Annotated in this window: 22 protein-coding genes and 5 tRNA genes; 9 read left to right on the top strand and 18 right to left on the bottom strand. The window is 41.1% G+C overall.

Annotated features, from left to right (window positions below; genetic code table 11):
* Positions 1-11: 11 nt before the first annotated feature.
* The 5 genes from L641_RS0109855 to pspA form a co-directional block, all read right to left on the bottom strand.
* On the bottom strand, positions 12-1,040 hold the full coding sequence (locus tag L641_RS0109855; RefSeq protein ID WP_024601801.1) for a TIGR01620 family protein: 1,029 nt from the start codon (positions 1,038-1,040) through the stop codon (positions 12-14).
* Positions 1,037-2,455 (bottom strand): YcjX family protein, encoded by a 1,419-nt coding sequence (locus L641_RS0109850; protein WP_024601800.1) that lies wholly within the window; start codon positions 2,453-2,455, stop codon positions 1,037-1,039. The genes L641_RS0109855 and L641_RS0109850 overlap by 4 nt, the downstream gene beginning before the upstream one ends.
* Before the next feature lie 63 nt (positions 2,456-2,518).
* The gene (gene pspC, locus L641_RS0109845; RefSeq protein WP_013465440.1) at positions 2,519-2,917 is read right to left on the bottom strand and encodes an envelope stress response membrane protein PspC; all 399 of its coding nucleotides are present in this window, start codon (positions 2,915-2,917) and stop codon (positions 2,519-2,521) included.
* The gene (gene pspB, locus L641_RS0109840) at positions 2,914-3,147 is read right to left on the bottom strand and encodes an envelope stress response membrane protein PspB (protein WP_008111014.1); all 234 of its coding nucleotides are present in this window, start codon (positions 3,145-3,147) and stop codon (positions 2,914-2,916) included. Before pspB ends, pspC begins: the two co-directional genes overlap by 4 nt.
* A gap of 66 nt (positions 3,148-3,213) precedes the next feature.
* A complete protein-coding gene (gene pspA, locus L641_RS0109835; protein ID WP_016899278.1) occupies positions 3,214-3,873 on the bottom strand; it encodes a phage shock protein PspA in 660 nt (219 codons plus the stop codon).
* A gap of 186 nt (positions 3,874-4,059) precedes the next feature.
* On the opposite strand from pspA, the gene pspF reads away from it, so the two are divergent.
* The 6 genes from pspF to L641_RS0109805 are packed head-to-tail and all read left to right on the top strand — an operon-like array spanning position 4,060 to position 10,411.
* Positions 4,060-5,121: a phage shock protein operon transcriptional activator gene (pspF, locus tag L641_RS0109830; RefSeq protein ID WP_024601799.1), complete on the top strand. Its 1,062-nt coding sequence runs from the start codon at positions 4,060-4,062 to the stop codon at positions 5,119-5,121.
* A gap of 14 nt (positions 5,122-5,135) precedes the next feature.
* Positions 5,136-6,743, top strand: a complete 1,608-nt coding sequence (locus tag L641_RS0109825; protein ID WP_024601798.1) for an ABC transporter substrate-binding protein — start codon at positions 5,136-5,138, stop codon at positions 6,741-6,743.
* Entirely contained in the window at positions 6,743-7,777 is a 1,035-nt protein-coding gene (locus L641_RS0109820; protein ID WP_008111022.1) for an ABC transporter permease subunit, read from the top strand. Before L641_RS0109825 ends, L641_RS0109820 begins: the two co-directional genes overlap by 1 nt.
* Entirely contained in the window at positions 7,764-8,657 is an 894-nt protein-coding gene (locus tag L641_RS0109815) for an ABC transporter permease subunit (RefSeq protein WP_013465445.1), read from the top strand. The genes L641_RS0109820 and L641_RS0109815 overlap by 14 nt, the downstream gene beginning before the upstream one ends.
* Complete coding sequence (locus L641_RS0109810; RefSeq protein ID WP_024601797.1) at positions 8,658-9,650, top strand: oligopeptide/dipeptide ABC transporter ATP-binding protein; 993 nt, start codon at positions 8,658-8,660, stop codon at positions 9,648-9,650. It begins immediately after the preceding gene.
* On the top strand, positions 9,650-10,411 hold the full coding sequence (locus tag L641_RS0109805) for an ATP-binding cassette domain-containing protein (RefSeq protein ID WP_024601796.1): 762 nt from the start codon (positions 9,650-9,652) through the stop codon (positions 10,409-10,411). The genes L641_RS0109810 and L641_RS0109805 overlap by 1 nt, the downstream gene beginning before the upstream one ends.
* A gap of 51 nt (positions 10,412-10,462) precedes the next feature.
* On the opposite strand, the gene ppiD is transcribed toward L641_RS0109805, so the two are convergent.
* From ppiD to L641_RS0109750, 11 genes are all read right to left on the bottom strand, one after another.
* On the bottom strand, positions 10,463-12,364 hold the full coding sequence (ppiD, locus tag L641_RS0109800; protein ID WP_024601795.1) for a peptidylprolyl isomerase: 1,902 nt from the start codon (positions 12,362-12,364) through the stop codon (positions 10,463-10,465).
* 173 nt (positions 12,365-12,537) lie between these two features.
* Entirely contained in the window at positions 12,538-12,894 is a 357-nt protein-coding gene (locus L641_RS0109795) for an HU family DNA-binding protein (protein ID WP_255314649.1), read from the bottom strand.
* A gap of 126 nt (positions 12,895-13,020) precedes the next feature.
* Entirely contained in the window at positions 13,021-15,381 is a 2,361-nt protein-coding gene (lon, locus tag L641_RS0109790; RefSeq protein ID WP_013465448.1) for an endopeptidase La, read from the bottom strand.
* A 149-nt stretch (positions 15,382-15,530) separates the two neighbouring features.
* Entirely contained in the window at positions 15,531-16,814 is a 1,284-nt protein-coding gene (clpX, locus tag L641_RS0109785; RefSeq protein WP_013465449.1) for an ATP-dependent protease ATP-binding subunit ClpX, read from the bottom strand.
* A gap of 131 nt (positions 16,815-16,945) precedes the next feature.
* Positions 16,946-17,563, bottom strand: a complete 618-nt coding sequence (gene clpP / locus L641_RS0109780) for an ATP-dependent Clp endopeptidase proteolytic subunit ClpP (RefSeq protein ID WP_013465450.1) — start codon at positions 17,561-17,563, stop codon at positions 16,946-16,948.
* A 159-nt stretch (positions 17,564-17,722) separates the two neighbouring features.
* Entirely contained in the window at positions 17,723-19,027 is a 1,305-nt protein-coding gene (tig, locus tag L641_RS0109775) for a trigger factor (RefSeq protein ID WP_024601794.1), read from the bottom strand.
* A gap of 354 nt (positions 19,028-19,381) precedes the next feature.
* A tRNA-Pro gene (locus tag L641_RS0109770) sits at positions 19,382-19,458 on the bottom strand.
* Positions 19,459-19,512: 54 nt separating this feature from the next.
* Positions 19,513-19,589: transfer RNA gene (locus tag L641_RS0109765), tRNA-Pro, on the bottom strand.
* A gap of 17 nt (positions 19,590-19,606) precedes the next feature.
* Positions 19,607-19,682 (bottom strand) — tRNA-His (locus L641_RS0109760).
* Between the two features lie 24 nt (positions 19,683-19,706).
* Positions 19,707-19,783: transfer RNA gene (locus tag L641_RS0109755), tRNA-Arg, on the bottom strand.
* A gap of 55 nt (positions 19,784-19,838) precedes the next feature.
* A tRNA-Pro gene (locus L641_RS0109750) sits at positions 19,839-19,915 on the bottom strand.
* A 347-nt stretch (positions 19,916-20,262) separates the two neighbouring features.
* Here L641_RS0109750 and folD point away from each other — a divergent pair.
* Positions 20,263-21,117 carry a bifunctional methylenetetrahydrofolate dehydrogenase/methenyltetrahydrofolate cyclohydrolase FolD gene (folD, locus tag L641_RS0109740; protein ID WP_013465452.1) on the top strand — a complete coding sequence of 285 codons (855 nt, stop codon included), beginning with the start codon at positions 20,263-20,265 and terminating at the stop codon, positions 21,115-21,117.
* 31 nt (positions 21,118-21,148) lie between these two features.
* Here folD and L641_RS0109735 read toward each other — a convergent pair whose 3' ends face one another.
* Positions 21,149-22,045, bottom strand: a complete 897-nt coding sequence (locus L641_RS0109735; RefSeq protein WP_024601792.1) for an EamA family transporter — start codon at positions 22,043-22,045, stop codon at positions 21,149-21,151.
* Between the two features lie 188 nt (positions 22,046-22,233).
* Entirely contained in the window at positions 22,234-23,613 is a 1,380-nt protein-coding gene (cysS, locus tag L641_RS0109730; RefSeq protein WP_013465454.1) for a cysteine--tRNA ligase, read from the bottom strand.
* A gap of 144 nt (positions 23,614-23,757) precedes the next feature.
* On the opposite strand from cysS, the gene L641_RS0109725 reads away from it, so the two are divergent.
* Together L641_RS0109725 and L641_RS0109720 are read left to right on the top strand one after the other, a co-directional pair.
* Entirely contained in the window at positions 23,758-24,249 is a 492-nt protein-coding gene (locus tag L641_RS0109725; protein ID WP_013465455.1) for a peptidylprolyl isomerase, read from the top strand.
* 67 nt (positions 24,250-24,316) lie between these two features.
* A complete protein-coding gene (locus L641_RS0109720) occupies positions 24,317-25,051 on the top strand; it encodes a UDP-2,3-diacylglucosamine diphosphatase (protein WP_024601791.1) in 735 nt (244 codons plus the stop codon).
* The last annotated feature ends 4 nt before the right edge of the window (positions 25,052-25,055 follow it).

Genomic DNA, 25,055 nt, shown 5'->3' with positions numbered 1-25,055 from the left:
AATATTGCCAACTATTTACTCTCGGCTCTCTTAGTGCGACTCATAATTTTACTCGCAACCCCTTGAACAGTGCCTTTTAACAAGCTGCGTTTATTTTCAAGACGCGGTAAGGGTCGGCTTAATTCCATGGCTTTATAGCCTATACGTGCTGTAAATATACCCGCACTGACGCCTTGCGCGGCTCGCCCTGAAAGTTTGCCTAATAGCTCAGCACTAAGTGCCGTGGCCGCTAAATCAGATACAAGCTCTGCACTGCCTACAAACATGACTTGTTTTAACAGCATTCGATAGAGTTTAATGCGACTGGCGTAACCAAAACCAATGCCATAAATTTTACCTATTTGTTCAATTAATTTTGTACCGCGCCATAACACCGCCATCATATCCACCAGCGCAAGAGGGCTTAATGCGACTAATAAGGCTGACTCTGTTGCAAAGCGGTTTATAAGCTTTTTAGCTTGGGTGTCTTGCGTTACCAGTAGGCTATTAGCGTAAAGTGTCATTATTTCTTTATCACTATGGTGCGTAGCAACTTGGTTTTTAAAGTTTTCAAAATTGTCTAACTGCTGGTGCTTGTTCAATTTTTCAAGCCAAGGGAGTGCACCACCCACTTGCTCACTGTTTAATAACCTATCGGCTTCATGGCGATGCAGCTGATTACGCTTTAAACTGCGCAACATCCGATACTCTCGCCATAACAATCTTGTTATTAATAACACACCGCTTACCACAGCGGTTAAATAAACACTGCCCAAAATAAGCGATTGCTGATAAGCAAGCACAATAGAAAACCCAAACTCTAGCAGTACTAAAATAATAAAGCTGAGCGCAAACAAGCCTTTGAGCGTTTGCCATTTTGACTTTTTATACACCGGCTCTAAATCAACTTCAGGCTCAAGCGCATCATCCTCAAGCTCAGAGGTGTAATCACTTTGTCCGTGTTCAATAATTTTAGCGGGTGTTAACGCAGGCTCGTTTTGCTCAATATTTTGTGCATTAATACGACGCCCTGCTTGAAACTGTTGCGTTGACTCACTCATGTTAATTTGTCTCCTAGCAGGTACTGCATCACATGATCTAATCGAATATGTTTAAGTTGTTTGTCGGGGCTTGGCATCGGCGAAAATGACAAAAATTCAAACCCTTGCGCTGGCCACTCACTTTTATTAAGCATTCGACTTGGCGGCTCTGGTGGTAAATAAGTCAGCCACTCATGCTCATTTAAAGGTTTACCGTAAACGCAATCAAGAGTTTGACCTTTATCAACCACTTGGCGAGGTTGGGTTGCGGTAATTGATGACATAGCCATAGTTTCAATTTGTACACCGTCAAACTTTAAATGATTACTTTGCTCTTTGACCAGCGAGTCTAGTAACAAGGCTAACGCTTTATGATGCTTAGCACTGATGTGATCTGACTTATTAGCAGCAAACAATATTTTATCAATATTCGGTTTGAATAAACGTTTAAAAAAGCCAGACTCCCCATAACTAAAATGTGCCAACAATTGATTAATAACACGGCTTTGCTCATGCAAAGTTTCATGGCCTTCATTTAATGCACTGAGTACATCAACCAACACAATTTGGCGGTCAAAGTGACGAAAATGCTCATTATAAAATGGCTTAACGACTTCTTTCACGTAAGCATTAAAACGTTTAATTAAATGCGCTAAATTAGAACCCGCCACCACATCGTCTTTCATCATTTCAGGGTTTATTGGAAAAAATAACAATAACGGCGCACCTTGCAAGTCGCCCGGCATTAACATTCGCCCGGGTTGTAGCATCGCAAGTTTGGTGTCTTTTTTTAGCCCTACCAGCATGCGTTGATAACGTTGTGCAATGTTAGCAAGCTCACTTTCATCCACAGGGGCATGTAAATCAAGTTGCTCTACGGCGTGTAAAAAATCGCCTGAGGTAGCGCTGCGAGGAGACTGATTTAATAATGGGTATTGCTGTTCACACCACGCAGTATAGCTTTGTTCAAGCATAGGTAAATCGAGCAGCCATTCGCCTGGATAGTCAATAATATCAAGGTATAACGTTGATTGCGGTGAAAAATGACCTCGCAGACCCGCATTACTTTGGTATTTAATCGCCAAGCGCAGAGTATTTATTCGCTCTGTAGACGCCGGCCAGGCAGGGTTACCTTCCATTGGCAGTAAGGCACTCATTGCACGGTTATAATCAAAGGTGGGCACGTTTAATGCCTCTTGCGGCACAATTTTAGTGGCAATATGACGATGCTCGCGCATCACATCAAAAAAAGGTAAGTTGTTGTCATTCGCCTGAGAGGTTAAGTGCTTAACTAACGCACTTATAAACGCGGTTTTACCACTGCCGCTCAACCCAGTTACAGCAAGCTTAACATGTTGGTCTAAACTACGGTGCAGGGCTTTTTGTGCTTTGCCTTTAAAAGTTTTAAAGGTCTTTTTTGCAAATGATTGGCTCATAAAGTGTTTTGCACCCTATCTGCCGTAATTGTTCACGTTACAAACAAGGTGCTTATCAATCCTTTAAAGTTTATTAATTTCACGACTGACTGTAAATTCGCTTGAGGTAACGTAACGTTCCATCTCTTGTAAGCGAACATCAACACGTGTTAAACGCTCTTTTAAGTCTTGTAATGCACGACGAGGTGGCTCGCCCTTTTGCCATACTTTAAACTTAACTTCTAGTGGGTCATCACTGTAAGTTGAATGCGTTTTATGTGTTGCAGCAGGTTTTTTATCTAAAATAAACCATGCTGCAATGTACGCTACCACAAATAATGGGCCACCGGTTAGTAGTACCGCACTAACAAATATAATGCGAACTAACCATAACTCCATATTAAAGTAGTCACTTAAACCGGCACATACGCCAGCTATTTTGCCGCGTTGTGGGTCTCTGAATAATTCGCGTTTAGTGTTCATACTTTTTGTCTCCACTGAGGTGACTCTTGATCAAGCAACGCTTCTAATGTTTCTACTCTATCAGCCATTTTTTCAGCTTTTTGTGCAAGCTCCAATAATTGGCGATGCTCATGCTCACTCAACCCTTGGCTTACTTGCTTTTTGCTACGGTAGTGTAAAATTAACCACAGTGGCGCAACAAAAATCATAAATAAGATAAAGGGGGCAACTAGTATCTCTGGATCAAACATAATCCTCTCCTGATAATCCGTATTCTATGTTGATGTCAGGGGCACGTGGCCCCTGATATTATCGTTTTATTTATTTGCGAGTTTCTTTTTAAGTTCAGCTAACTCGTCATCAATCTTTTCATTCTTTTGTAAGTCTGCAATTTCATCAGCTAACGTTTGTTTACCTAAATCATAAGACTCTATTTGAGATTCTAGCCCATCAATTTTGGTTTCGTAACGTTCAAAGCGATTAAGTGCATCCTCTACTTTAGAACTATCAAGCGCTTTTTTAACTTCAAGGCGCGACTCAGCCGAGCGTTGACGTAAAATAATCGCTTTTTGACGTGCCTTAGCATCTGCTAGCTTTTCTTGTAGCGTAGTTACCTCTTGTTGTAGCTTCTCAATATGAGACTCTACATGGTCAAGTTCACTTTCTACCGCAGCAACTGCGTCGGCTGATTTTTGCTTTTCAAGTAATGCTGAGCGTGCTAAATCGTCACGATCTTTGCTCAGTGCCAATTCGGCTTTATCTTGCCAATCGTTTACTTGGGCTTTTAGTGTGTCTACGCGACGTACTAATTCTTTTTTCTCAGCGAGTGTTTTTGCTGATGTAGAGCGTACCTCTACCAGTGTATCTTCCATCTCTTGGATAATAAGACGAACCATTTTTTCAGGGTCTTCTGCTTTATCTAAAATGGCATTGATATTAGAATTAACAATGTCTGCAAAACGTGAAAAAATTCCCATAACATATACCTCTATTATTTAATCTAAATGTGTCTGCTTTTATTAGTATCAATATGCTTGCCAACTTTTTTAATTTTAAAATAGCAATAAATTTCAAATAGTTAAATGTAAATTACAAATTGCTTTTGTTATCAATCATAATGAAATACACTAACTGTTAGTAAAAATGACTAAGAGTTAGGAAATATGAGTCAATATCGCCAACAGGATAATTTGCTCGGCCAATCAGACAGCTTTTTATCGGTTCTTGATCAGGTATCACAGCTAGCAAACCTAGATAAACCCGTACTTATTATTGGTGAACGCGGTACCGGTAAAGAGCTTATTGCAGCACGTTTACACTTTTTATCCAAGCGCTGGGATCAAAGTTACGTCAAACTCAACTGTGCGGCATTAAACGAAAACCTACTCGAAAGTGAATTATTTGGCCATGAAAGTGGTGCATTTACCGGCGCAAGTAAACGCCATGAAGGCCGATTTGAGCGGGCTAATAGCGGCACCTTATTTTTAGATGAGTTGGCAAATACTTCTGCCCTAGTGCAAGAAAAGCTATTAAGGGTAATAGAGTATGGTGAGTTTGAGCGTGTTGGCGGCAAACAAACGGTTAAAGTAGATACGCGCTTAGTCTGTGCGACCAATGAAGACTTACCGCATTTAGCGCAGCAAGGTGAATTTAGAAGCGATTTACTCGATAGGCTCGCATTTGATGTGATCACTCTACCGCCACTGCGCGAACGCCAAGACGATATTATGTTACTGGCTGAGCAATTTGCAATGAATATGGCACGCGACTTAGAGTGGGAGTTATTTAGTGGCTTTACTCGCAATGCACAAGAAAGTTTACTTAGTTATGAGTGGCCGGGTAATGTGCGTGAGCTTAAAAATGTGGTGGAGCGAAGTCTGTATCGCCACGGTAATGAACACATCCCTGTGCATAAAATTATTCTAGACCCATTCGAAAGCCGCTTTAGACCTAAAGCACGTATTAAACATACACAAGCCCCTGTTGCTGTGCAAAATGAAGTTGTTAACACCAAGCCCATAGAAGCGCCTGTAACACCGAGTTTGAGTAACGCAGAACCTGAGTTTCCTTGTGACTTAAAAACACTCTCTAATGAATTTGAGATCACATTAATAAAAAAAGCATTAGAACATAGCCAATTTAATCAAAAGAAGACTGCAGAAGTACTTGGTTTAACGTATCATCAATTACGTGGTTATTTGAAAAAATACAATTTGCTGGAATAGTAGAGGTTGTGCGGGTGCATAAATTATTACTTGCTTTATTATCATTGAGTTTAGTAGGTTGCATTGATAGTAAAGAAGAAATCTTAGAAGAAAAAAACCAAGGCCTCGTTTATTGCGCTGAGGCAAATCCTGTGTCGTTCAATCCACAAGTCACAACCACAGGATCAACCATCGATATTATTGCTAACCAGTTGTACGACCGGTTAATTAGTATTGACCCTGAGACTGCTGAATTTAAAAGCGAACTAGCCACCGACTGGAAAATTAGCAAAGACGGTAAGTCTGTCACTTTTACTCTGCGCAAAGGGGTTAAATTTCATACCACCGCGTATTTTACTCCAACACGCGAATTTAACGCTGATGATGTCATTTTCACTTTCAGTCGTTTATTTGATGTATACAACCCCTATCACTTTGTCGGTGATGCGAATTACCCCTACTTTCAAAGTGTGGGTATTGACCAACTTATTCGTAAAATTGTCAGGGTGTCTGATCACCAAGTTCGGTTTGAATTATTTAACGCAGAAAGCAGTTTTTTAGCGAATATGGCGACCGATTTCGCCGTGGTGCTCTCTAAAGAATATGCCATGGCGCTCAAAGCCAACAACCAAGAAAACCTATTTGATCAATATCCAGTCGGCACCGGTCCTTATATTTACAAAGAATACCGACGAGACCATTTAGTACGCTTTTATAAAAACGCTGACTATTGGAATCACGAGGTGGCACTTGAGCAGTTGGTGTACGACATTACCCCTAATGGCACCACCCGTATCGCTAAAATTCTTACCAAAGAGTGTGACGTAACTGCGCATCCTAGCAGTGCACAGTTAAGTATTTTAGCTCAGCGAGATGATATTAACGTTGAAAGGGAAACCAACTTAAACATAGGTTATTGGGCATTTAATACCGAACGCCCTCCGTTTGATAACTTAAAAGTACGCCAAGCCTTAGTGCATGCCATTGATATAGAAAAAATAATGCAGGCAGTTTACTACGGTAATGGACTTCGTGCGCGGTCAATATTACCACCCACGTCGTGGGCGTTTGAACCACAAAAGAACATGCCAATTTTCGACCCACAACTGGCAAAAAAACTATTAACTGAAGCCGGTTATGAAAAAGGGTTTGATATGAGCATTTGGGCTATGCCTGTCAGCCGTATTTATAACCCCAATGCACGAAAAATGGCAGAGCTGATGCAAAGTGATTTACGCAAAATTGGCGTTAACGTTAATATTGTCGAGTATGAGTGGAACACCTTTATTCAACGCATAGGCGAGCACCGTCACGACAGTGTATTATTAGGTTGGGCAGCAGATACGCCTGATCCTGATAACTTTTTTAGCCCGTTACTTAGCTGCACCGCGACCTTCAGTGGCAAAAACCCAGCGAACTGGTGTAATCCTGAATTTGATTTACTATTAACTAAAGCTCTCGATACGACCGATTTAAATTTACGTAAACAATATTACGACGCTGCACAAAGTATGATCATCGAACAATTACCCTTATACCCAATAGCCCACGGCATGCGTTTTCAGGCAAGTAGTGCTGATGTTGAGGGGATCACACTCGGGCCATTTGGCGCTATTTCATTGGCTAACGCGAGGAAGAAGTAATGTTATTCGATTATATTTTACGCCGCCTCGGATTGTTATTTTTCATGGTGTTATTACTGAGTATTTTTACTTTTTCGCTGAGCTACTTATTCCCTGGCGATCCACTGAGTAACTTAAGCGGCATACCAGACACTAACTTTACTCAAAATGCACAGCTAGAAGAAAAGTACCTGTTTAACAGTAACTACTTTATGCAGTACATTGCCTTTGTAGGGCGAATAGTACAAGGTGATTGGGGCGTGTCGTTTGCCTCAGGAGATAGTGTTTTTGCTCACGTGGTTGATTTAATTCCAGCGACCTTAGAGCTGAGTATTTATGCGTTAGTCATCTCGGTTGTAGTTGGCGTGCCTGTCGGGATTTTAGCATCGGCTTATCATAAACAATGGCCTGATAAATTAATTAGCTCAACAGCTATGGTTGGCTATTCTATGCCTATTTTTTGGCTCGCGTTATTACTAATTATGGTTTTTTCGCTCAAACTTGGTTGGTTTCCTATGTCGGGGCGAGTGAGCTTATTGTATGAAATACCTGCCAGTACGGGGTTTATCTTACTGGATATTTTACTTGCTGATTTTCCCTACAATGGCATGGCAATGCTTGATGCACTGCATCACCTAACGTTACCTACCATTGTACTGGCTATGTATCCGACCACTGTATTGGTACGCTTTACTCGCGAGTCAATGTTAAAAGTAATGGATCAAAACTTTATCAAAACAGCTCGCGCTAAAGGCCTTAACCGTGGGCAGCTTATTATTCATCACGCTCTAAGAAATGCATTACTGCCAGTCATAAAGCAAATTGGTTTGCAATTTAGCACCTTGATCACCCTTGCTATGATCACCGAGGTTATTTTTTCATGGCCGGGGATTGGCCGTTGGTTAATAGACAGTATTTATCAACGTGACTACCCTGCCATACAAGGGGGGTTAATGGCCGTTTCTTTTTTCATTATTATTGCGACAATTATAGCCGAACTAACATACACCCTACTCGATCCCCTGTCTCGGAACCAAGCGCATGGCAAAGTTTAATTTATTTTCAGAAGATTCAAATAAATCGCCATTAGCGAGACTATGGAGAAAATTTAAAAATAACCATCCTGCTTTGGTGGGTTTATGGGTGTTTATTGCCTTTAGTATATTAGCTGCAACAGCGCCGTTTCTTGCGCCCTATGGAGTAAACCAACAGCACAGTAATGCACTACTGCTACCACCTTCATGGAATGAAATGGGCGATGTGCGGTTTATTTTAGGCACCGATGACTTAGGCCGAGATGTGCTTTCACGCTTAATGAATGGTGCGACTTATACTTTTGGTTTGTCGGTCGTGGCTGCACTAATTACCACCATAATTGGCGTGTTAGTCGGGACATTTGCTGGTATTAGCAAAGGCATACGCTCTAGCTTTTTGAACCATTTACTTGATGTAACCTTGTCTATCCCCTCATTATTATTGGCCATTATTATTATTGCCATACTCGGTCCTGGATTAATGAATACCGTATGGGCAATTATTTTAGCGCTGTTACCACAGTTTATTCATTCAATTAGAAACCTAATCGTTGATGAGCTGGGTAAAGATTATGTCACAGCCTACCGCTTAGATGGCGCCTCTAAGTGGCATATTTTATCGCGTGGTATTTTTCCTAATGTGTATGAATATATTGTGGTTATTTTTACTATGGCACTTTCTACTGCTATTTTAGACATTGCTGCGCTAGGGTTTTTAAAACTGGGTGCACAGCCGCCGACCACTGAATGGGGTGCTATTTTGGCCGAAAACTTAGGGCTTATTTATTTAGCGCCATGGACGGTGGCTCTTCCGGGTGTACTGCTATTTTTAGCCGTTCTTTCAACAAACTTGGTGGGCGATGGACTTCGCAAAGTTTTACAAGCGCGTAAGGCAGATTAAATGCATTTACTAGATATTCGAAATTTAACCATAGAGCTGCAAACGTCTGAAACTGCTATTCGCGCTGTTGACCGAGTAAGTTTTAGTTTAAAAGAAGGTGAAGTACACGCCTTAGTGGGAGAATCCGGCTCAGGAAAAAGCTTAATTGCAAAAGCCATTGTAGGCGTACTTAACGAACGCTGGGTTATAACCGCCGATAGAATGCATTGGCGCGGTGTCGATTTAATGCGCCTCACACCAGAGCAGCGCCGTAAAACCGTCAGCCAAGACATTGCAATGATTTACCAAGATCCAAGTCGCTGCCTTGACCCTACTGCAAAAATATTTAACCAAATCGCTGAAACACTGCCTGAAGTGGCCGCCAAAGGGTTTTTCTTAAAACGCAACCGAGAGCGTAAAGATCGTGTAAAAGCACTGATACACAAAGTGGGCATTAAAAATCATGAAGCCGTGCTTGATAGCTACCCTCATGAACTCTCTGAAGGCGTTTGTCAAAAAGTCATGATAGCCATGGCCATTGCGCGTACACCTAAATTGCTCATTGCTGATGAGCCTACAACCGCACTAGAAAGCACCACCCGTGCACAGGTGTTTAGGTTATTAAAAAGTTTAAATCAGCTAAAGAACATGTCTATTTTGATGATTTCCCATGAGCTAGAAGAAATAGTAAATTGGTCACATGGTATTCATGTTTTGTATTGCGGACAAATGGTTGAAGCAGGCCCAACACACCGGATTTTTAGCCAACCTCGTCATCCGTATACGCAAGCTTTACTAAAAAGCCTGCCCGATTATGAGCATGGTTTAGCCCATAAAGAACCCTTTTATGCGCTTAAAGGCACTATTCCAACATTACAACATTTACCGATTGGTTGTCGACTCGGTCCACGTTGCCCACAAGCACAAAAAGAATGTGTGGTTGCCCCTAAACTTTCAAAGCATCATGGTCATAGCTACGCCTGTCACTTCCCGCTGATCAAGGAAATAAAATAATGCAGCCACTGTTAAAAGTTCAAGCCTTATCAAAAACCTTTAACATGCGAGCGGGTCTATTTAGCCGTAAAAAGTTTGATGTTTTAAAAAACATCTCATTTTGCATTGGTAAAGGTGAAACAATTGCCATTATTGGTGAAACAGGCTCAGGAAAAAGTACCCTGGCTAAATTATTAGTGGGTGCATACAGTGCCGATAGCGGGCAGATATTATTAGAGAATAACACCATAGAAAACAATGGTAATCGTGATGCGCAGTGTCGTTATATCCGAATGATTTTTCAAGACTCCGCCACCTCATTGAACCCAGCAGTGACCATTGCTGAAATGCTCGATGATTGCCTAAAATTCAATACTGATTTTGATAAAACTCAACGTAGTGAAAAAATTGGCAGTACGCTGCTTAAAGTGGGTCTACTGGTCGATCATCAGCAATACTATCCGCATATGTTTAGTGTGGGGCAATTACAGCGTGTAGCGCTCGCTCGCGCGCTTATATTAGATCCTAAGGTCGTTGTACTCGATGAGGCACTTTCGTCGCTTGACCCTTCTGTAAGAGCGCAAATAGTTAACTTATTACTTAAATTACAGCTCGAAACCGGTTTAACCTATATTTTGATCACCCATCACTTAAGTTTAGTGCGCCATATTAGCGACCAATTAGTCGTTCTCAATAAAGGTGAAATTGTTGAATACGGTCCCACTGAAGCTATTTTTCAAAGCCCACAGTCAAAGGTTACTCAACGCTTATTAAGCTGTTAATACAAAAACAAAAAAGGCGCCAATTGGCGCCTTTTATAGTTTAGCTATTATTTATTCCGCAGGTTGCGCTGCTTTTGGTACATTAAGCTCTGCTTGTTGCTTAAGCGATTCAATGAATACCGTATAGTTTTTCTGCGCTTGCGCCATAGTAATGTTTTGCTTCATTTGTGGCTCAATGTTGTCACTCACTGGTGCATCATTTACCGCTTTAAGCGCAACAATCGCTGCATCACCATTGTTTAAGTTAACTACATCATAAACTGCGCCATCTCGTGGGTGCGCCATTTTAAATACTTGGGTAACAATAGCAGGCGAAACAGCAAAGCTTTCACGAGTAAGTTGCGACTCTTGACGAACGCTTAGTGACTGCTCAGCAGCAACATCGTTTAAGCTCTTACCGTCTTTGATTTGTGCAAATAAGGTACGTGCTTTTTCTTTAGCAAGATCCGACGCTTTTTCGTTTACTAAGCGTGTTTTAATTTGCTCGCTTACTTCGCTTAATGCTTTCGTTGCCGCAGGTTGGTGCTCATTTACACGCACCACAATCACGTGCTCATTACCTAGTTCGATTACTTCTGAGTTTACTTTATCTTCTAGTAATTCAACTGATGATAAGGCAGTCACAACCGCAGGATTATTAAGCGGCTCAGGAAGCGCACTCAGTGCTAATAGCGGTGTAGATTGTACTTCAACACCCGCCACTTCAGCAGCATCGTCTAAGCGGTCAGAAATCTCAAATGCTAACGCACCCATTTCTGTTTGCTTCTCGTAAAACGCATCCACTTTTTCAGCTTGTTCAAGTTCAGCACGTAAATCGGCTTTCACGGCATCGTAAGGTTTAACTTGCTGCGATTGAATGTCTGTAAGTTTAATGATGTGATAACCAAATTCAGAGGCTACTACATCAGAGTAATCACCTTTGTTTTGCAGTGCAAAAGCAGCATCTTCAAATGCAGGCTCCATGACATCACGTTCAATCCATTCTAGGTCACCACCCATTTCTGCACTAACAATGTCATCTGACGATGTCTCTGCTAGCTCAGCAAAATCAGCACCAGCGTTAAGCTGGGCAAGTAACGACTCAGCTTTCGCTTTTGCCGCATCGTCATCTTCACTGTTATCAATTAAGATATGTGATACACGACGTTTTTCAGGCTCAACATATTGCGCTTTACTCTGCTCATAATATGTTTTTACGTCGTCTTCGCTTACCGATGCAACATCGATATCATCTGCATCTAACTCAATGTAATTAACTGAAATAAGCTCTGGCGATAAAAATTGCCCTGCATTTAATTCATAGTAATCCGCAACTTCTTGCTCTGTAACTTCAACATCAGCTTGCATTGCTTGTTTATCAATGACTAAATAATCAATGCTTCGTGTTTGCTGTTGCAACGCAATGGCTGATTTAAGCTCATTTGGCAGCGCAAAATCAGTACCCGCAACGGCAGATACTAATTGGCTGCGCGTCATATCATCACGAAGGTACTCTCGAAATGAATCAGGTTGAAAATTCATTTGACGAATAACTTGTAAATAACGGTCGTTATTAAACTTGTCGCCAATTTTAAAATAAGGTAGCTCTAAAATTGTTTTACGAACGCTTTCATCACTTACGCGCAAACCCAGCTCAGTCGCTAACTGGCTTTGTAATTCTTGTTGTACTAAACGGTCAATCACGCCTTGACGTATTTGAGCCATATAAGTTGGATCGGCTGCTATTTGGGTAAAATATTCACCAAATTGTTGTTCTAAGCGGCTACGTTCATTTTGAAACGCACGGCTAAATTCTGTTTGGCTAATTTTAATTCCATTTACTTCAGCAACGGGTTGTTCTGTGGTTTGACCTAAGTAACTACCGATCCCAGCTAAGGCAAAAGATAAAATCACCGCGCCTAAAATGACTTTGGCTACCGGCCCTTGCGAACCTTCTCTGATTTTCTCAAGCATTTGTTTATCTCTTTTCTGAGCAAGGTATTTTCTACCTTGTCATATGTAAAAAAAGCGTATCTTACCAGATACGCTTTTTCACTTGAAGTAACTGACGGTGAAGTAACTTAATTTATCGATTGCAATAATTAAGCGTATCTTTACTCGCCATAACTAAATTGTTTACACAATGATTAGTTTACTGCGTCTTTAAGCGCTTTACCGGCTTTAAAAGCTGGGATGTTAGCAGCAGCAATTTGAATCGTTTCACCAGTTTGTGGGTTACGACCTGCACGAGCAGCACGCTCACGTACAGAGAAAGTACCAAAACCAACAAGTGCAACTGAGTCGCCATCTTTTAGCGCGCCAGATACAGATTCGATGAATGAATCTAGTGCACGACCTGCAGCCGCTTTAGAAATGTCAGCATCAGCTGCGATTTGATCGATTAATTGAGATTTATTCACAATATCATCCTCTTTCATTGTTGTTATCAAGAGCGATTGTTTTTTTAAACTAACATCACTGTTTTGAAATTTTTGAGCATTTATTTAAAGCTCATATGATTATATTTTTCTTAAGCCTAGGCCCTGCAAGGGCTAGGCTTGAAAACCAGTGCTTAACTTATCATACCGTTTAGATTTGAAAAGCCCCTAAAAGCACTTTTTTTGGCTTTTTTACTGCTTTTTCGGTGTTTCGACTGAAAAACTATCAACTGGATGCACTAAAGCAAGCTTTAATACCTCATCAATCCATGTAACTGGGTGAATATCAAGACCCGCCAATACATTGTCAGGTATCTCTTTTAAGTCACGTTCGTTAATTTTTGGAATGATGACCGTTTTAATCCCACCACGGTGAGCCGCTAATAATTTCTCTTTTAAACCACCAATAGGCAATACTTCACCACGTAAGGTAATTTCACCTGTCATAGCTACATCAGAGCGCACCGCATTACCGGTTAAGCTTGAAACCAAACACGTTACCATTGCAATACCGGCACTTGGACCATCTTTAGGTGTTGCGCCCTCAGGTACGTGTACGTGAATATCGCGTTTTTCATAAAAGTCGCTATTAATACGCAGCTCATCAGCACGATTACGCACAACGGTCATTGCCGCTTGAATCGACTCTTGCATTACATCGCCTAACGAGCCGGTGTAAGTCAATTTGCCTTTACCTGGTACTGCAGCACATTCAATCGTGAGTAAGTCACCGCCTACTTCTGTCCATGCAAGACCTGTAACTTGACCAATACGGTCGCCGTCTTCTGCTTTACCGTAATCAAAGCGTTGCACACCTAAGTACTCTTCAAGGTTATCTGCATCAATTGTCACTGTTTTGGTGTCTTTTTCGATTAAGATATTTTTAACCGCTTTACGGCATAGCTTAGATACTTCACGCTCTAAATTACGCACGCCCGCTTCACGGGTGTAATAACGGATAATACCAATGATGGCACTGTCGGCAATTTCAACTTCTTTAGCTTTTAAACCGTTACGCTTAATTTGCTTAGGAATTAAGTGCTCTTTAGCAATATTTAGCTTTTCGTCCTCGGTGTAACCCGATAATCGAATCACTTCCATGCGGTCTAATAAAGGACCTGGAATATTAAAGCTGTTTGAGGTTGCCACAAACATGACATCAGATAAGTCGTAATCAACTTCTAAGTAATGGTCCGCAAAGTGACTGTTTTGTTCAGGATCCAGTACTTCTAATAATGCTGATGCAGGGTCACCGCGCATATCCGCTGACATTTTGTCAATTTCATCTAACAAGAATAATGGGTTTTTAACGCCCACTTTAGTCATGTTTTGAATTAACTTACCAGGCATAGAGCCAATGTAAGTACGACGATGCCCACGAATCTCAGCCTCATCGCGTACGCCACCCAGTGCCATACGAACGTATTTACGACCCGTTGAACGCGCAATAGACTGTCCAAGTGATGTTTTACCTACCCCTGGCGGTCCAACTAAACATAAGATTGGCCCTTTAAGTTTATTTGTGCGCTGTTGTACTGCGAGGTACTCAATAATGCGCTCTTTGACTTTATCAAGGCCGTGGTGATCGCTATCTAATATTTTTTGCGCACCGGCTAAGTCTTTTTTCACCTTAGAGCGTTTTTTCCACGGTACGTTAATTAACGTATCTATGTATGAGCGAACAACACTGGCTTCTGCCGACATTGGCGACATCATCTTAAGCTTATTTAATTCAGCTGTGGCTTTTTCTTTCGCTTCTGATGGCATGCCAGACTCTTCAATGCGCTTTTTCAACGCTTCAAATTCATCCGGTACGTCATCAATTTCACCCAACTCTTTTTGAATCGCTTTCATTTGCTCATTGAGGTAATACTCACGCTGCGATTTTTCCATTTGCTTTTTAACGCGGGTGCGAATTTTCTTCTCAACTTGCAATAAGTCTATTTCACCTTCCATCAGTGCCATTAAGTACTCTAAACGTTCTGTAACGCTAGATATTTCAAGTACTTTTTGTTTTTCAGGCACTTTCAATGGCATATGTGCTGCCATGGTGTCAGCAAGACGCGCAGGCTCATCAATACCGGATACCGAGGTCATCACTTCAGGTGGAATTTTTTTATTTAATTTTACATAGCCTTCAAACTGGCTTAATGCACTGCGAATAAAGATATCTTGTTCTTGTTCGTTCACTGAATCCGATTCAATAAACTGTGCATTGGCAACGAAAAAGTCTTCGTTATCAACAAACTCTTCGATATTCGCACGTTGTGTGCCTTCAACTAATACTTTTACTGTACCATCGGGTAGCTTTAATAATTGAAGTACAGTCGCAATTGTCCCAACACGATAAATATCGTCTTTCTCAGGCTCATCTACAGTTGCATCTTTTTGTGCAACTAAGAAAATTTGTTTGTCTTTATCCATTGCCGCTTCAAGGCATTTTATTGATTTTTCACGGCCTACAAAAAGCGGGATCACCATGTGTGGATACACCACCACATCGCGCAGTGCTAGCACAGGGATTTCGACTCGATCGTTTCTCTCAAGCGTCATTGTATTTTCTCTTTGCACTTCATTTATTTAAAGATTACTCAAGTATATGGGGATAACCTAATTAAAGTTCAACAATTTTTGTTAACTCGATTAAATTAATTATAAAAAAAGGAGCCATTGGCTCCCTTTTTTTATGATTCGCTCAGAATTTAATCTGCCGCAGCATGTTCTTGATTACTGCTGTCATAAATTAAGATAGGATCAGACTCGCCTTTAATAACGGTTTCATCAACAACCACTTTGCTAACGTTATCAATTGAAGGCAGCTCATACATAGTATCAAGCAATACACCTTCTACGATTGAACGTAAGCCACGCGCACCGGTTTTACGTTCCATTGCTTTATGAGCAATAGCACGCAGTGCATCATCACGAAACTCAAGCTCAACATCTTCCATACCAAACAATACTGAAAACTGTTTAGTAATGGCGTTTTTAGGCTCACTTAGAATTTGTACCAGCGCGGCTTCATCAAGTTCTGTCAGTGTTGCAACCACAGGTAAACGTCCAATAAACTCTGGAATTAAACCATATTTTACTAAATCTTCTGGCTCAACATCTTTAAATGTTTCACTCAAAGAACGGCTCGCCGCCGACTCTTTAACGTCAACACCAAAACCAATACCGGTGTTTTTGTGGCTACGCTGCTCAATAACTTTATCAAGACCAGCAAATGCACCACCACAAATAAACAGTATTTTAGAGGTGTCTACTTGCAGGAACTCTTGCTGTGGATGTTTACGTCCACCTTGTGGCGGAACAGAAGCCACTGTACCTTCAATCAGTTTAAGTAAGGCTTGTTGTACACCTTCACCTGATACATCACGTGTGATTGATGGGTTATCTGATTTACGAGAAATTTTGTCAATTTCATCAATGTAAACAATACCACGTTGTGCTTTTTCTACGTCGTAGTCACATTTTTGTAAAAGCTTTTGAATAATGTTTTCAACATCTTCACCTACATAACCGGCTTCGGTTAGTGTGGTGGCATCGGCCATAGTAAACGGCACATCAAGTAAACGAGCTAACGTTTCAGCTAATAATGTTTTACCACTCCCGGTTGGGCCAATTAATAAAATATTACTTTTACCTAGTTCAACGTCTTGTTTAGTTGATTGATTGCGTAAACGCTTGTAGTGATTGTAAACCGCTACAGACAATACTTTCTTCGCATGGTCTTGACCAATAACGTAGTCGTCTAAGTGGTTACGAATTTCTTTTGGCACAGGTAATTTGTCAGCGGCATCATGCTTAGGCGCGATGTCTTTAATTTCTTCCCTGATAATATCATTACACAGCTCTACACATTCATCACAAACGTATACTGAAGGTCCTGCAATTAATTTTCGAACTTCATGCTGGCTTTTGCCACAAAAAGAGCAGTATAACAATTTATTACTTTTGTCGCCGTCTGTAGGAGTGTCAGACATTCAGCTACCTCATTTTATTACGTTGGCCACCAAAGTCTTGGTGGCTATTTTAATACGCTTTAACTATACCAAAATTTAGTGTTTTTCGCATAGTAACTCTCATTAGCAAGCATCACTGCTTGCAGGCATACTTACTTGCTACCGCGATTAGTAAATACTGAGTCAACAATACCGTAATCTACAGCTTGGCTTGCACTCATAAAATTGTCACGGTCTGTATCGCGTGAAACAACGTCAAGCGGTTGGCCAGTATGCTCAGCCATTAAGCGATTTAACTTGTCTTTGATAGACAGGATTTCTTTTGCGTGTATTTCAAAGTCAGACGCTTGACCTTGGAATCCACCTAACGGTTGGTGAATCATCACGCGTGAATTTGGTAAACAAAAACGTTTACCCTTCGCGCCACCAGACAGTAAAAATGCGCCCATGCTAGCCGCTTGGCCTACACAGATTGTGCTTACGTCTGGTTTAATGAAGTTCATTGTATCGTAAATAGCCATTCCCGCAGTGACCGAGCCACCCGGTGAATTGATATATAAGAAAATATCTTTCTCTGGGTTCTCTGATTCTAAGAAAAGCATTTGCGCTAAGATCAGGTTTGCCATGTTGTCTTCAACTTGGCCCGTTAAAAAGATAATACGCTCTTTTAATAGTCTCGAATAAATATCAAACGAGCGCTCGCCTTTAGCTGTTTGCTCAACAACCATAGGGACTAATGCGTTTAGGGGATCTGTCATACCAGTGTTCATACTTATTTAATTCCTTATGCGCTTATACTTATTCTAAGAAAAGCATAATGATCATTTTTAGCTAATTAAGAACCACAAACTAAAATGGCCCGGGCACACTGCATAAACAGAGTAACACGAGCCATTTAATCGTTAGCGAGCGCTTAAGTCAATGACTTATTATGCACCTTGCTGTGGATTCATGATGTCATCAAATGCTTTTTCAACATCAGTCACAGTTGCTTTAGCTAAAATAGCTTCAACAGCTTGCTCTTCCATTGCTACATTACGCATTTGCTGCATTAGTTGATCATTCGCTTTGTAGTATTCTACTACTTCAGTTGGATCTTCGTATGCAGAAGCTACAGTAGCAATCAATGCTTCAACTTTAGCGTCATCAACTTTGATGTCATTCGCTTTAATAACTTCACCTAATAATAGGCCAGTTTTAACACGTGTTACTGCTTGCTCGTGGAACAATTCAGCTGGAAGCTCTGGCATGTTTTGACCATTGCCACCAAAACGTTGAGCAGCTTGCTGACGTAGTGCGTCAACTTCTTGGTCGATTAATGCTTTAGGCACTTCAACTTCGTTTTGCTCTAAAAGACCTTTGATTGCTTGGTCTTTAACGTTAGCTTTAACCGCTTGGTCTAGCTCACGCGTCATGTTCTTTTTAACTTCTTCTTTAAGCGCGTCTACGCCGCCTTCGGTAACACCGAATTTAGTTGCAAACTCATCGCTTAATTCAGGTAATTCTTGCGCTTCAACTTTTTTCACTGTGATAGTGAATTGAGCCGCTTTACCTTTTAAGTTTTCAGCATGGTAGTCTTCAGGGAAGTTTACATCAGCAACCACTTCTTCGCCTGCTTTTTTACCAACGATGTTATCTTCAAAACCTGGGATCATACGACCTTGGCCAAGTTCTAATGGGAAGTCTTCAGCTTTGCCGCCTTCAAACTCTTCGCCGTCGATAGTACCAACGAAATCAACCGTTACACGGTCGTTTGCGCCAGCCGCTGCATCAACATCAGCCCAAGAAGCGTGTTGCTTACGAAGTGTTTCTAGCATGTTTGCTAAATCTTCGTCAGTAACTTCTACCGCTGGTTTTTCAACAGCAATTTTCTCTAAACCTTGAACTTCAACTTCAGGGTAAACTTCAAATGTTGCTGAGAATTCTAAATCTTTACCTGCTTCAAGTGCTTTAGGAGCAAATGTAGGTGCGCCTGCAGGATTAATTTTTTCAGCAACAATTGCTTCAATGTAATTACGTTGCATTACTTCGCCAGCTACTTCTTGACGAACAGCTGGTCCAAAACGCTTGTTGATTACTGATACTGGAACTTTACCAGCACGGAAACCGTCGATACGCTGCGTTTTTGACAGTTGTTGTAAGCGTTTTTTTACTTCGGTCTCAACGTTCTCTGCAGGAACGGTGATGGTCAGACGGCGCTCAAGGCCTTGAGTCGTCTCAACAGAAACTTGCATGATTTACCTCAATATTCAATTTTGGCGACTGTTCGCCTTCCTTACAAACAAAGTAATCTATAGGCGTCTTGATAAAATTCAAGCTTTGGGGCTTAAAAAAATCCGTCGCTACCAGGAGATACCATTGCTGCTCTGCCCTTAGGGCACTATATTATTAAACAAATAGACGCGGCATTATAACCTAATATTTATGATAGTCGAGTGTAGGGGGCAATTATTTGGGGTAGATCAGGGTAGATAACGACTAAGCGAATAAAAAACAGACTAATTAAGTGAAAATAGGATTAATAAAGAAAAAATTAAGGATGTTGTGTAATAAAAGTAGAATTTAGATGTGTTTTACTTAGGGGAAAATGGTCGGCGATGCAGGATTTGAACCTGCGACCCCTTGGACCCAAACCAAGTGCGCTACCAAACTGCGCTAATCGCCGATATAACTTTTTTTGAATACTTAAATGTTGGATTTAAGACCACTTATAAGAAAGTGGTCGGCGATGCAGGATTTGAACCTGCGACCCCTTGGACCCAAACCAAGTGCGCTACCAAACTGCGCTAATCGCCGATATTCTTTTTGTAAATTGGGGTGACTGATGGGGCTCGAACCCACGACAACCGGAATCACAATCCGGGGCTCTACCAACTGAGCTACAATCACCACGGCATTACAGTGTTTTCAAAATGGCGCACCCAGAAGGATTCGAACCTTCGACCGACGCCTTAGAAGGGCGTTGCTCTATCCAGCTGAGCTATGGGCGCATCGAAAACTTCATAGTTCACTAGTAAGTTAAATTGTTATGAGTAAACATAAAAATGGTCGGCGATGCAGGATTTGAACCTGCGACCCCTTGGACCCAAACCAAGTGCGCTACCAAACTGCGCTAATCGCCGATACTTACTATTGTCTGCGAGTGACCTCGTTGACAACGGGGTGCATAATAGTGATTTGACTGGGTTAGGTCAAACGTTTTTTTAAGAAAACAAATCAATTGCTCATTTTTAGTTCATAATGGTCAAATATTACGATACAGGGATAAAATTTAAACTCTTTTTTATAATTCGAGCGCTTATACTTTAAAAGCAACTTGGCGCTTAACCGCTTTTCTGCGAAAATAGTCGCCATATTAAAAAATGAGTAAGATAAAGGTGTTTTCTTTATCGGCATTTTAACCCCTATATATGCATTCGTTTTTTAAATGTATCGGTATCAAGTTAATTAACCTAATTAAAGGTCACCCATGACGGCAAACATCATTGATGGTAAAGCAGTAGCAAAACAAGTACGTAGCGCAGTGGCTGAACGAGTTTCAGAACGTGTTGCACAAAACCTTAGAGCCCCAGGATTAGCTGTGGTACTTGTTGGACAAGATCCAGCAAGCCAAGTTTACGTTGGTTCAAAACGTAAAGCCTGTGAAGAGGTTGGTTTTATTTCTAAGTCATTCGACTTACCAGCAGACACCACAGAGCAAGCGCTATTAGCATTAATTGATGAGTTGAATGTTGATGGTGAAATTGATGGTATTTTAGTGCAGCTCCCTTTACCAGAGGGCTTAGATGCAGAAAAAATTCTTGAGCGTATTACTCCACACAAAGACGTTGATGGTTTTCACCCTTATAATATTGGCCGATTAGCACAGCGTATGCCTGCTCTTCGTCCATGTACACCTAAGGGTATTATTACTTTACTAGATTCAACCGGCGTACGTTACAAAGGCATGCATGCTGTGGTTGTTGGTGCCTCTAATATTGTGGGTCGACCTATGTCACTTGAGCTGTTACTCGCCGGATGTACCACCACTGTTTGCCATAAGTTTACCCAAGATTTAGAAACGCATGTACGTCGTGCTGACTTACTGGTTGTAGCAGTGGGTAAACCTGAATTTATTCCTGGTGATTGGATAAAAGACGGCGCCATTGTTATTGATGTAGGTATTAACCGTTTAGACAACGGTAAATTAGTGGGTGATGTAGAGTACGCAGTTGCAGAGCAAAAAGCTGACTTTATTACCCCTGTACCAGGCGGTGTGGGCCCAATGACGGTTGCCAGCTTAATTGAAAATACGCTAGAAGCGTGTGAAAAATATCACAGCTAATAAACAAAAAATAAAGTAATGAAGAGCCCGCTTAATTGCGGGCTTTTTGTATCATCATTCTTCGTTTTATTAATGCCAAGCCTTGTGGCAATACCGAAAATACGATCATTAATAACATAATCGCGTACTGCCAACTTTCATATTGTTCGTTAATCAATAACCCTGCACATAAAATGCCGGCAATTGGGTTAGCTATAGTGCCAAAAGTAAATTCAACTACTGTCATTCGCCCTAATAACCAAACATACAAAATATAGGCTAAAGCAGTGTTAGGCACCACTAGCCAAAATAACGCCAGCCATTGGGTGATATTTATTGATGCAGTTAAAAATTGATACTGCTGGGGAGCAAAATAAAAAGCCTGTATTGCAGCAGCAATCGCTAGCAAACTGCCACCAATGATTAATTGCCACGTTAATACTGTCCACCAGTGTACTTTAGCGGTCACTTTTTTTACCAGCGTACTGCCTATAACAATAGTCAATAGCGCCCCTATCAGTGCCACTACTCCCAATAAATTAAGTGCAATATGTTGTGGGTCAAATAAGCGCCATGCTAAAACCACTAAAGCAAGGGAACAAAATCCTTGCACTAACGCTGGCTGTTGCCGTTTAACAAGCCAGGCATACAATAATGCCACTACCGGTACAGACACCATACCGACACCTGCAATCGCAGCAGGTAAATTAATCGCCATTACAAAAATAAAACTAAAAAACAACGCAATATTGATTGCGCCTATTAGAAAAATGCCTGGCCACTGTTTAGCCGTTGGCCAAGAAGGTTTAAATAACAACAATAATAAACCAGCAGGGAGTGCACGTATGGCTCCTAGCAAAATTGGCGGCCACTCTGGGGTTGCGTATTTAGTTACCGCATAAGTCGTTCCCCATAAAAAAGCTGGGATCATGGCAAGTAAAATATTCATTAATTTTCCATTTTTAAATTGATGAATGCGAGTTTAAAACCTCAACTATAATTGAGGTCAACAATATCAATTTTATTAAAAGCATAATCAATCTAATGCAATTGATATAACCAAAAAAGGGTTACCCTATGGCAACCCTTTTTTTGTGTTCAGCGCGTTATGGCTAAATCCGCAAAGCTCAACAAACCCTAAGCTTTACGCCACGTTGTTTTTCCCGCTGAATCTTCAAGTACTACACCTAACGCATTTAGAGCATCGCGAGCTTCATCTGCTGCAGCCCAATTTTTACTGGCACGTGCGTCATTACGTTTTACAATCAGTGCCTCAATTTCAGCCACTTCATCGTCGTTTTGACCGCCTTGTAAAAATGCCTCTGGTGCTTGTTGAGCAATACCAAGTATTTCACCTAAGCTACGTAGAATAAAGGCTAAATGTCCTGCTTTTTCGCTATCACTGTCTTTTACACGATTTAGCTCTTTAGCAACTTCAAACACAACCGGTAATGCTTCTGGCGAATTAAAGTCATCATTCATGGCTTTTCTAAACTTAGCCACATACTCATTACCCTCAAGCTCACATTCAACTGGCTCAACGCCACGTAATGCGGTGTAAATACGCTCAAGAGACGAACGTGCTTGGTCTAAGTTTTCTTGCGAGTAATTGAGTTGACTGCGGTAATGACCTGATATTAAAAAGTAACGAACCGACTCTGCGTCATATTGCTTTAATACCTCACGAACGGTAAAAAAGTTATCTAACGATTTAGACATCTTCTCTTTGTTCACTTGTACCATACCGGTGTGGATCCAAGTATTTACATACTGGCCATTATTTGCACAACATGATTGCGCGATTTCGTTTTCGTGGTGCGGGAACTGTAGGTCTGAACCACCACCATGAATATCAAAATGCTCACCTAAATGCTTAGAGCTCATTGCTGAACATTCTATGTGCCAACCAGGGCGACCCTCACCCCAAGGTGATGACCACGACGGCTCCCCTGCTTTGGCTTTTTTCCATAAAACAAAATCAAGAGGATCGTCTTTATCTTGAGCTACTTCAACACGCGAACCTGATTGCAACATGGTTAAATCTTGTTGCGAAAGAGCTCCGTATTGCTCAAAGGTAGAAACATCAAATAAAACGTCGCCATCGGCTGCAACATAAGCGTGGCCTTTGGCAATCAAACGCTCAACCATAGCAATAATTTCATCCATGTGGCCGGTTACGGTTGGCTCTATATCAGGACGTAGCATATTTAAACTGTCAAAGTCTTCATGCATGGCTTTAGTCATACGCACGGTTAAGTCGTTAATCGCCTCACCGTTTTCATTTGCGCGCTTGATAATTTTATCATCAACATCGGTAATATTACGTACATACTTTAAATCGTAACCTAAGTGGCGAAGGTAGCGAACAATTACATCAAAACCCACAAATGTGCGTGCATGGCCAATGTGACAGTAATCATAAATGGTGATACCACACACATACATGTCGATTTTTCCATCGACCATAGGTTTAAACTCTTCTTTTTGGCGTGTCAGTGTGTTGTATATTTGTACCATTTAGTTGCTTTCCTTCACGATTAACAGAAAAGCTATGTTACCACTTGCTAAGCATGGGCTCTAGCGGTTTATCAAAGCTCTTTGTTAATCTGGGTCAACTACGATAAAATAGCGTCAATATTAAAACCAGCTATAGGAAATCTCATGGTTGTTCTACACACAAATTTTGGTGATATCACCATTAAAATGCACGAAAGCGAAGCTCCAAATACAGTAAAAAACTTTTTAGAGTATGCAAACTCAGGTTTTTATAACGGCACTATTTTTCATCGTGTAATTGATGGTTTTATGGTTCAAGGCGGTGGTTTTGCACCGGGTATGGAACAAAAAGAAGTAAACGACCCAATTGAAAATGAAGCGAACAACGGCCTATCTAACAAAGTAGGTACATTAGCAATGGCACGCACGCCTGATCCACACTCAGCTACAGCGCAATTTTTCATTAACGTAAATAACAACGACTTTTTAAACCACAGCAGTGAAACATCACAGGGCTGGGGTTACTGTGTGTTTGCTGAAGTAGTAGAAGGCATGGACGTAGTAAATAAAATCAAAGGTGTTGCTACAGGTAGCAATGGCTTCCACCAAGATGTACCACTTGAAGATGTGGTAATTGAAAGTGTAACTGTCAGCTAAGACCGCATTATTCTTCAAAGAATACATAAAGCGGGTATTCACCCGCTTTTATCTAAATGGAATCACCATGACTCGCCAAACCTACTTTATCGCCGATTTACATTTGAGTGAAAATCGCCCTGATATTACAGCGGCATTTTTTAAATTTTTACACGCCCATATTACTCCTCAAAAAGTAGACGCCCTATATATTTTAGGTGATTTTTTTGAAGTGTGGGTTGGTGACGATTATGTTAGCGAACTCTCAGCGGCAGTGGCAGAACAGCTAAAAGCGGTTAATAACTTAGGTATTCCTATTTATTTTGTACACGGTAATCGCGACTTTATCATGCGAGAACAGTACGCCGATATGGCAGGAATGACCTTACTGAATGAGCAAACAGTGATCGACCTCTACGGCACTCCTACTGTCATTTTGCACGGTGATGAAATGTGTACCCAGGATGTTGAGTACCAAAAGTTTCGTCGAAAGAGCCGTGGTTGGTGGTGGCCTAAACTTATGCTTGCTATGCCATTGTGGTATCGTAAAAAAATAGCGCGTGATGCACGTGAAAAAAGTAAACTTAGCCAAGCAGACAAACCTATAGAAATACTGGATGTGGTGCAAAGCGCAGTACTCGAAACCTTCGCCAAACATAACGTGGCTAATATGATCCACGGCCATACTCACCGCCCTGATGTACATACCTATGAAGTTAATAACCAAACGCTTACTCGCACAGTATTGGGCGATTGGTATACTCAAGGTTCGTATTTAGTGATTACCCCTGATTCTCAAGAGTTAGTTTCAACCCCCTTGTAGGGTT

This window comes from Pseudoalteromonas sp. TB41 (genome assembly GCF_000497975.1).
GTDB lineage: Bacteria > Pseudomonadota > Gammaproteobacteria > Enterobacterales > Alteromonadaceae > Pseudoalteromonas > Pseudoalteromonas tetraodonis.
Note: the sequence above shows the minus strand (reverse complement) of the source record. Positions and strands in the feature narration are given on the sequence as shown.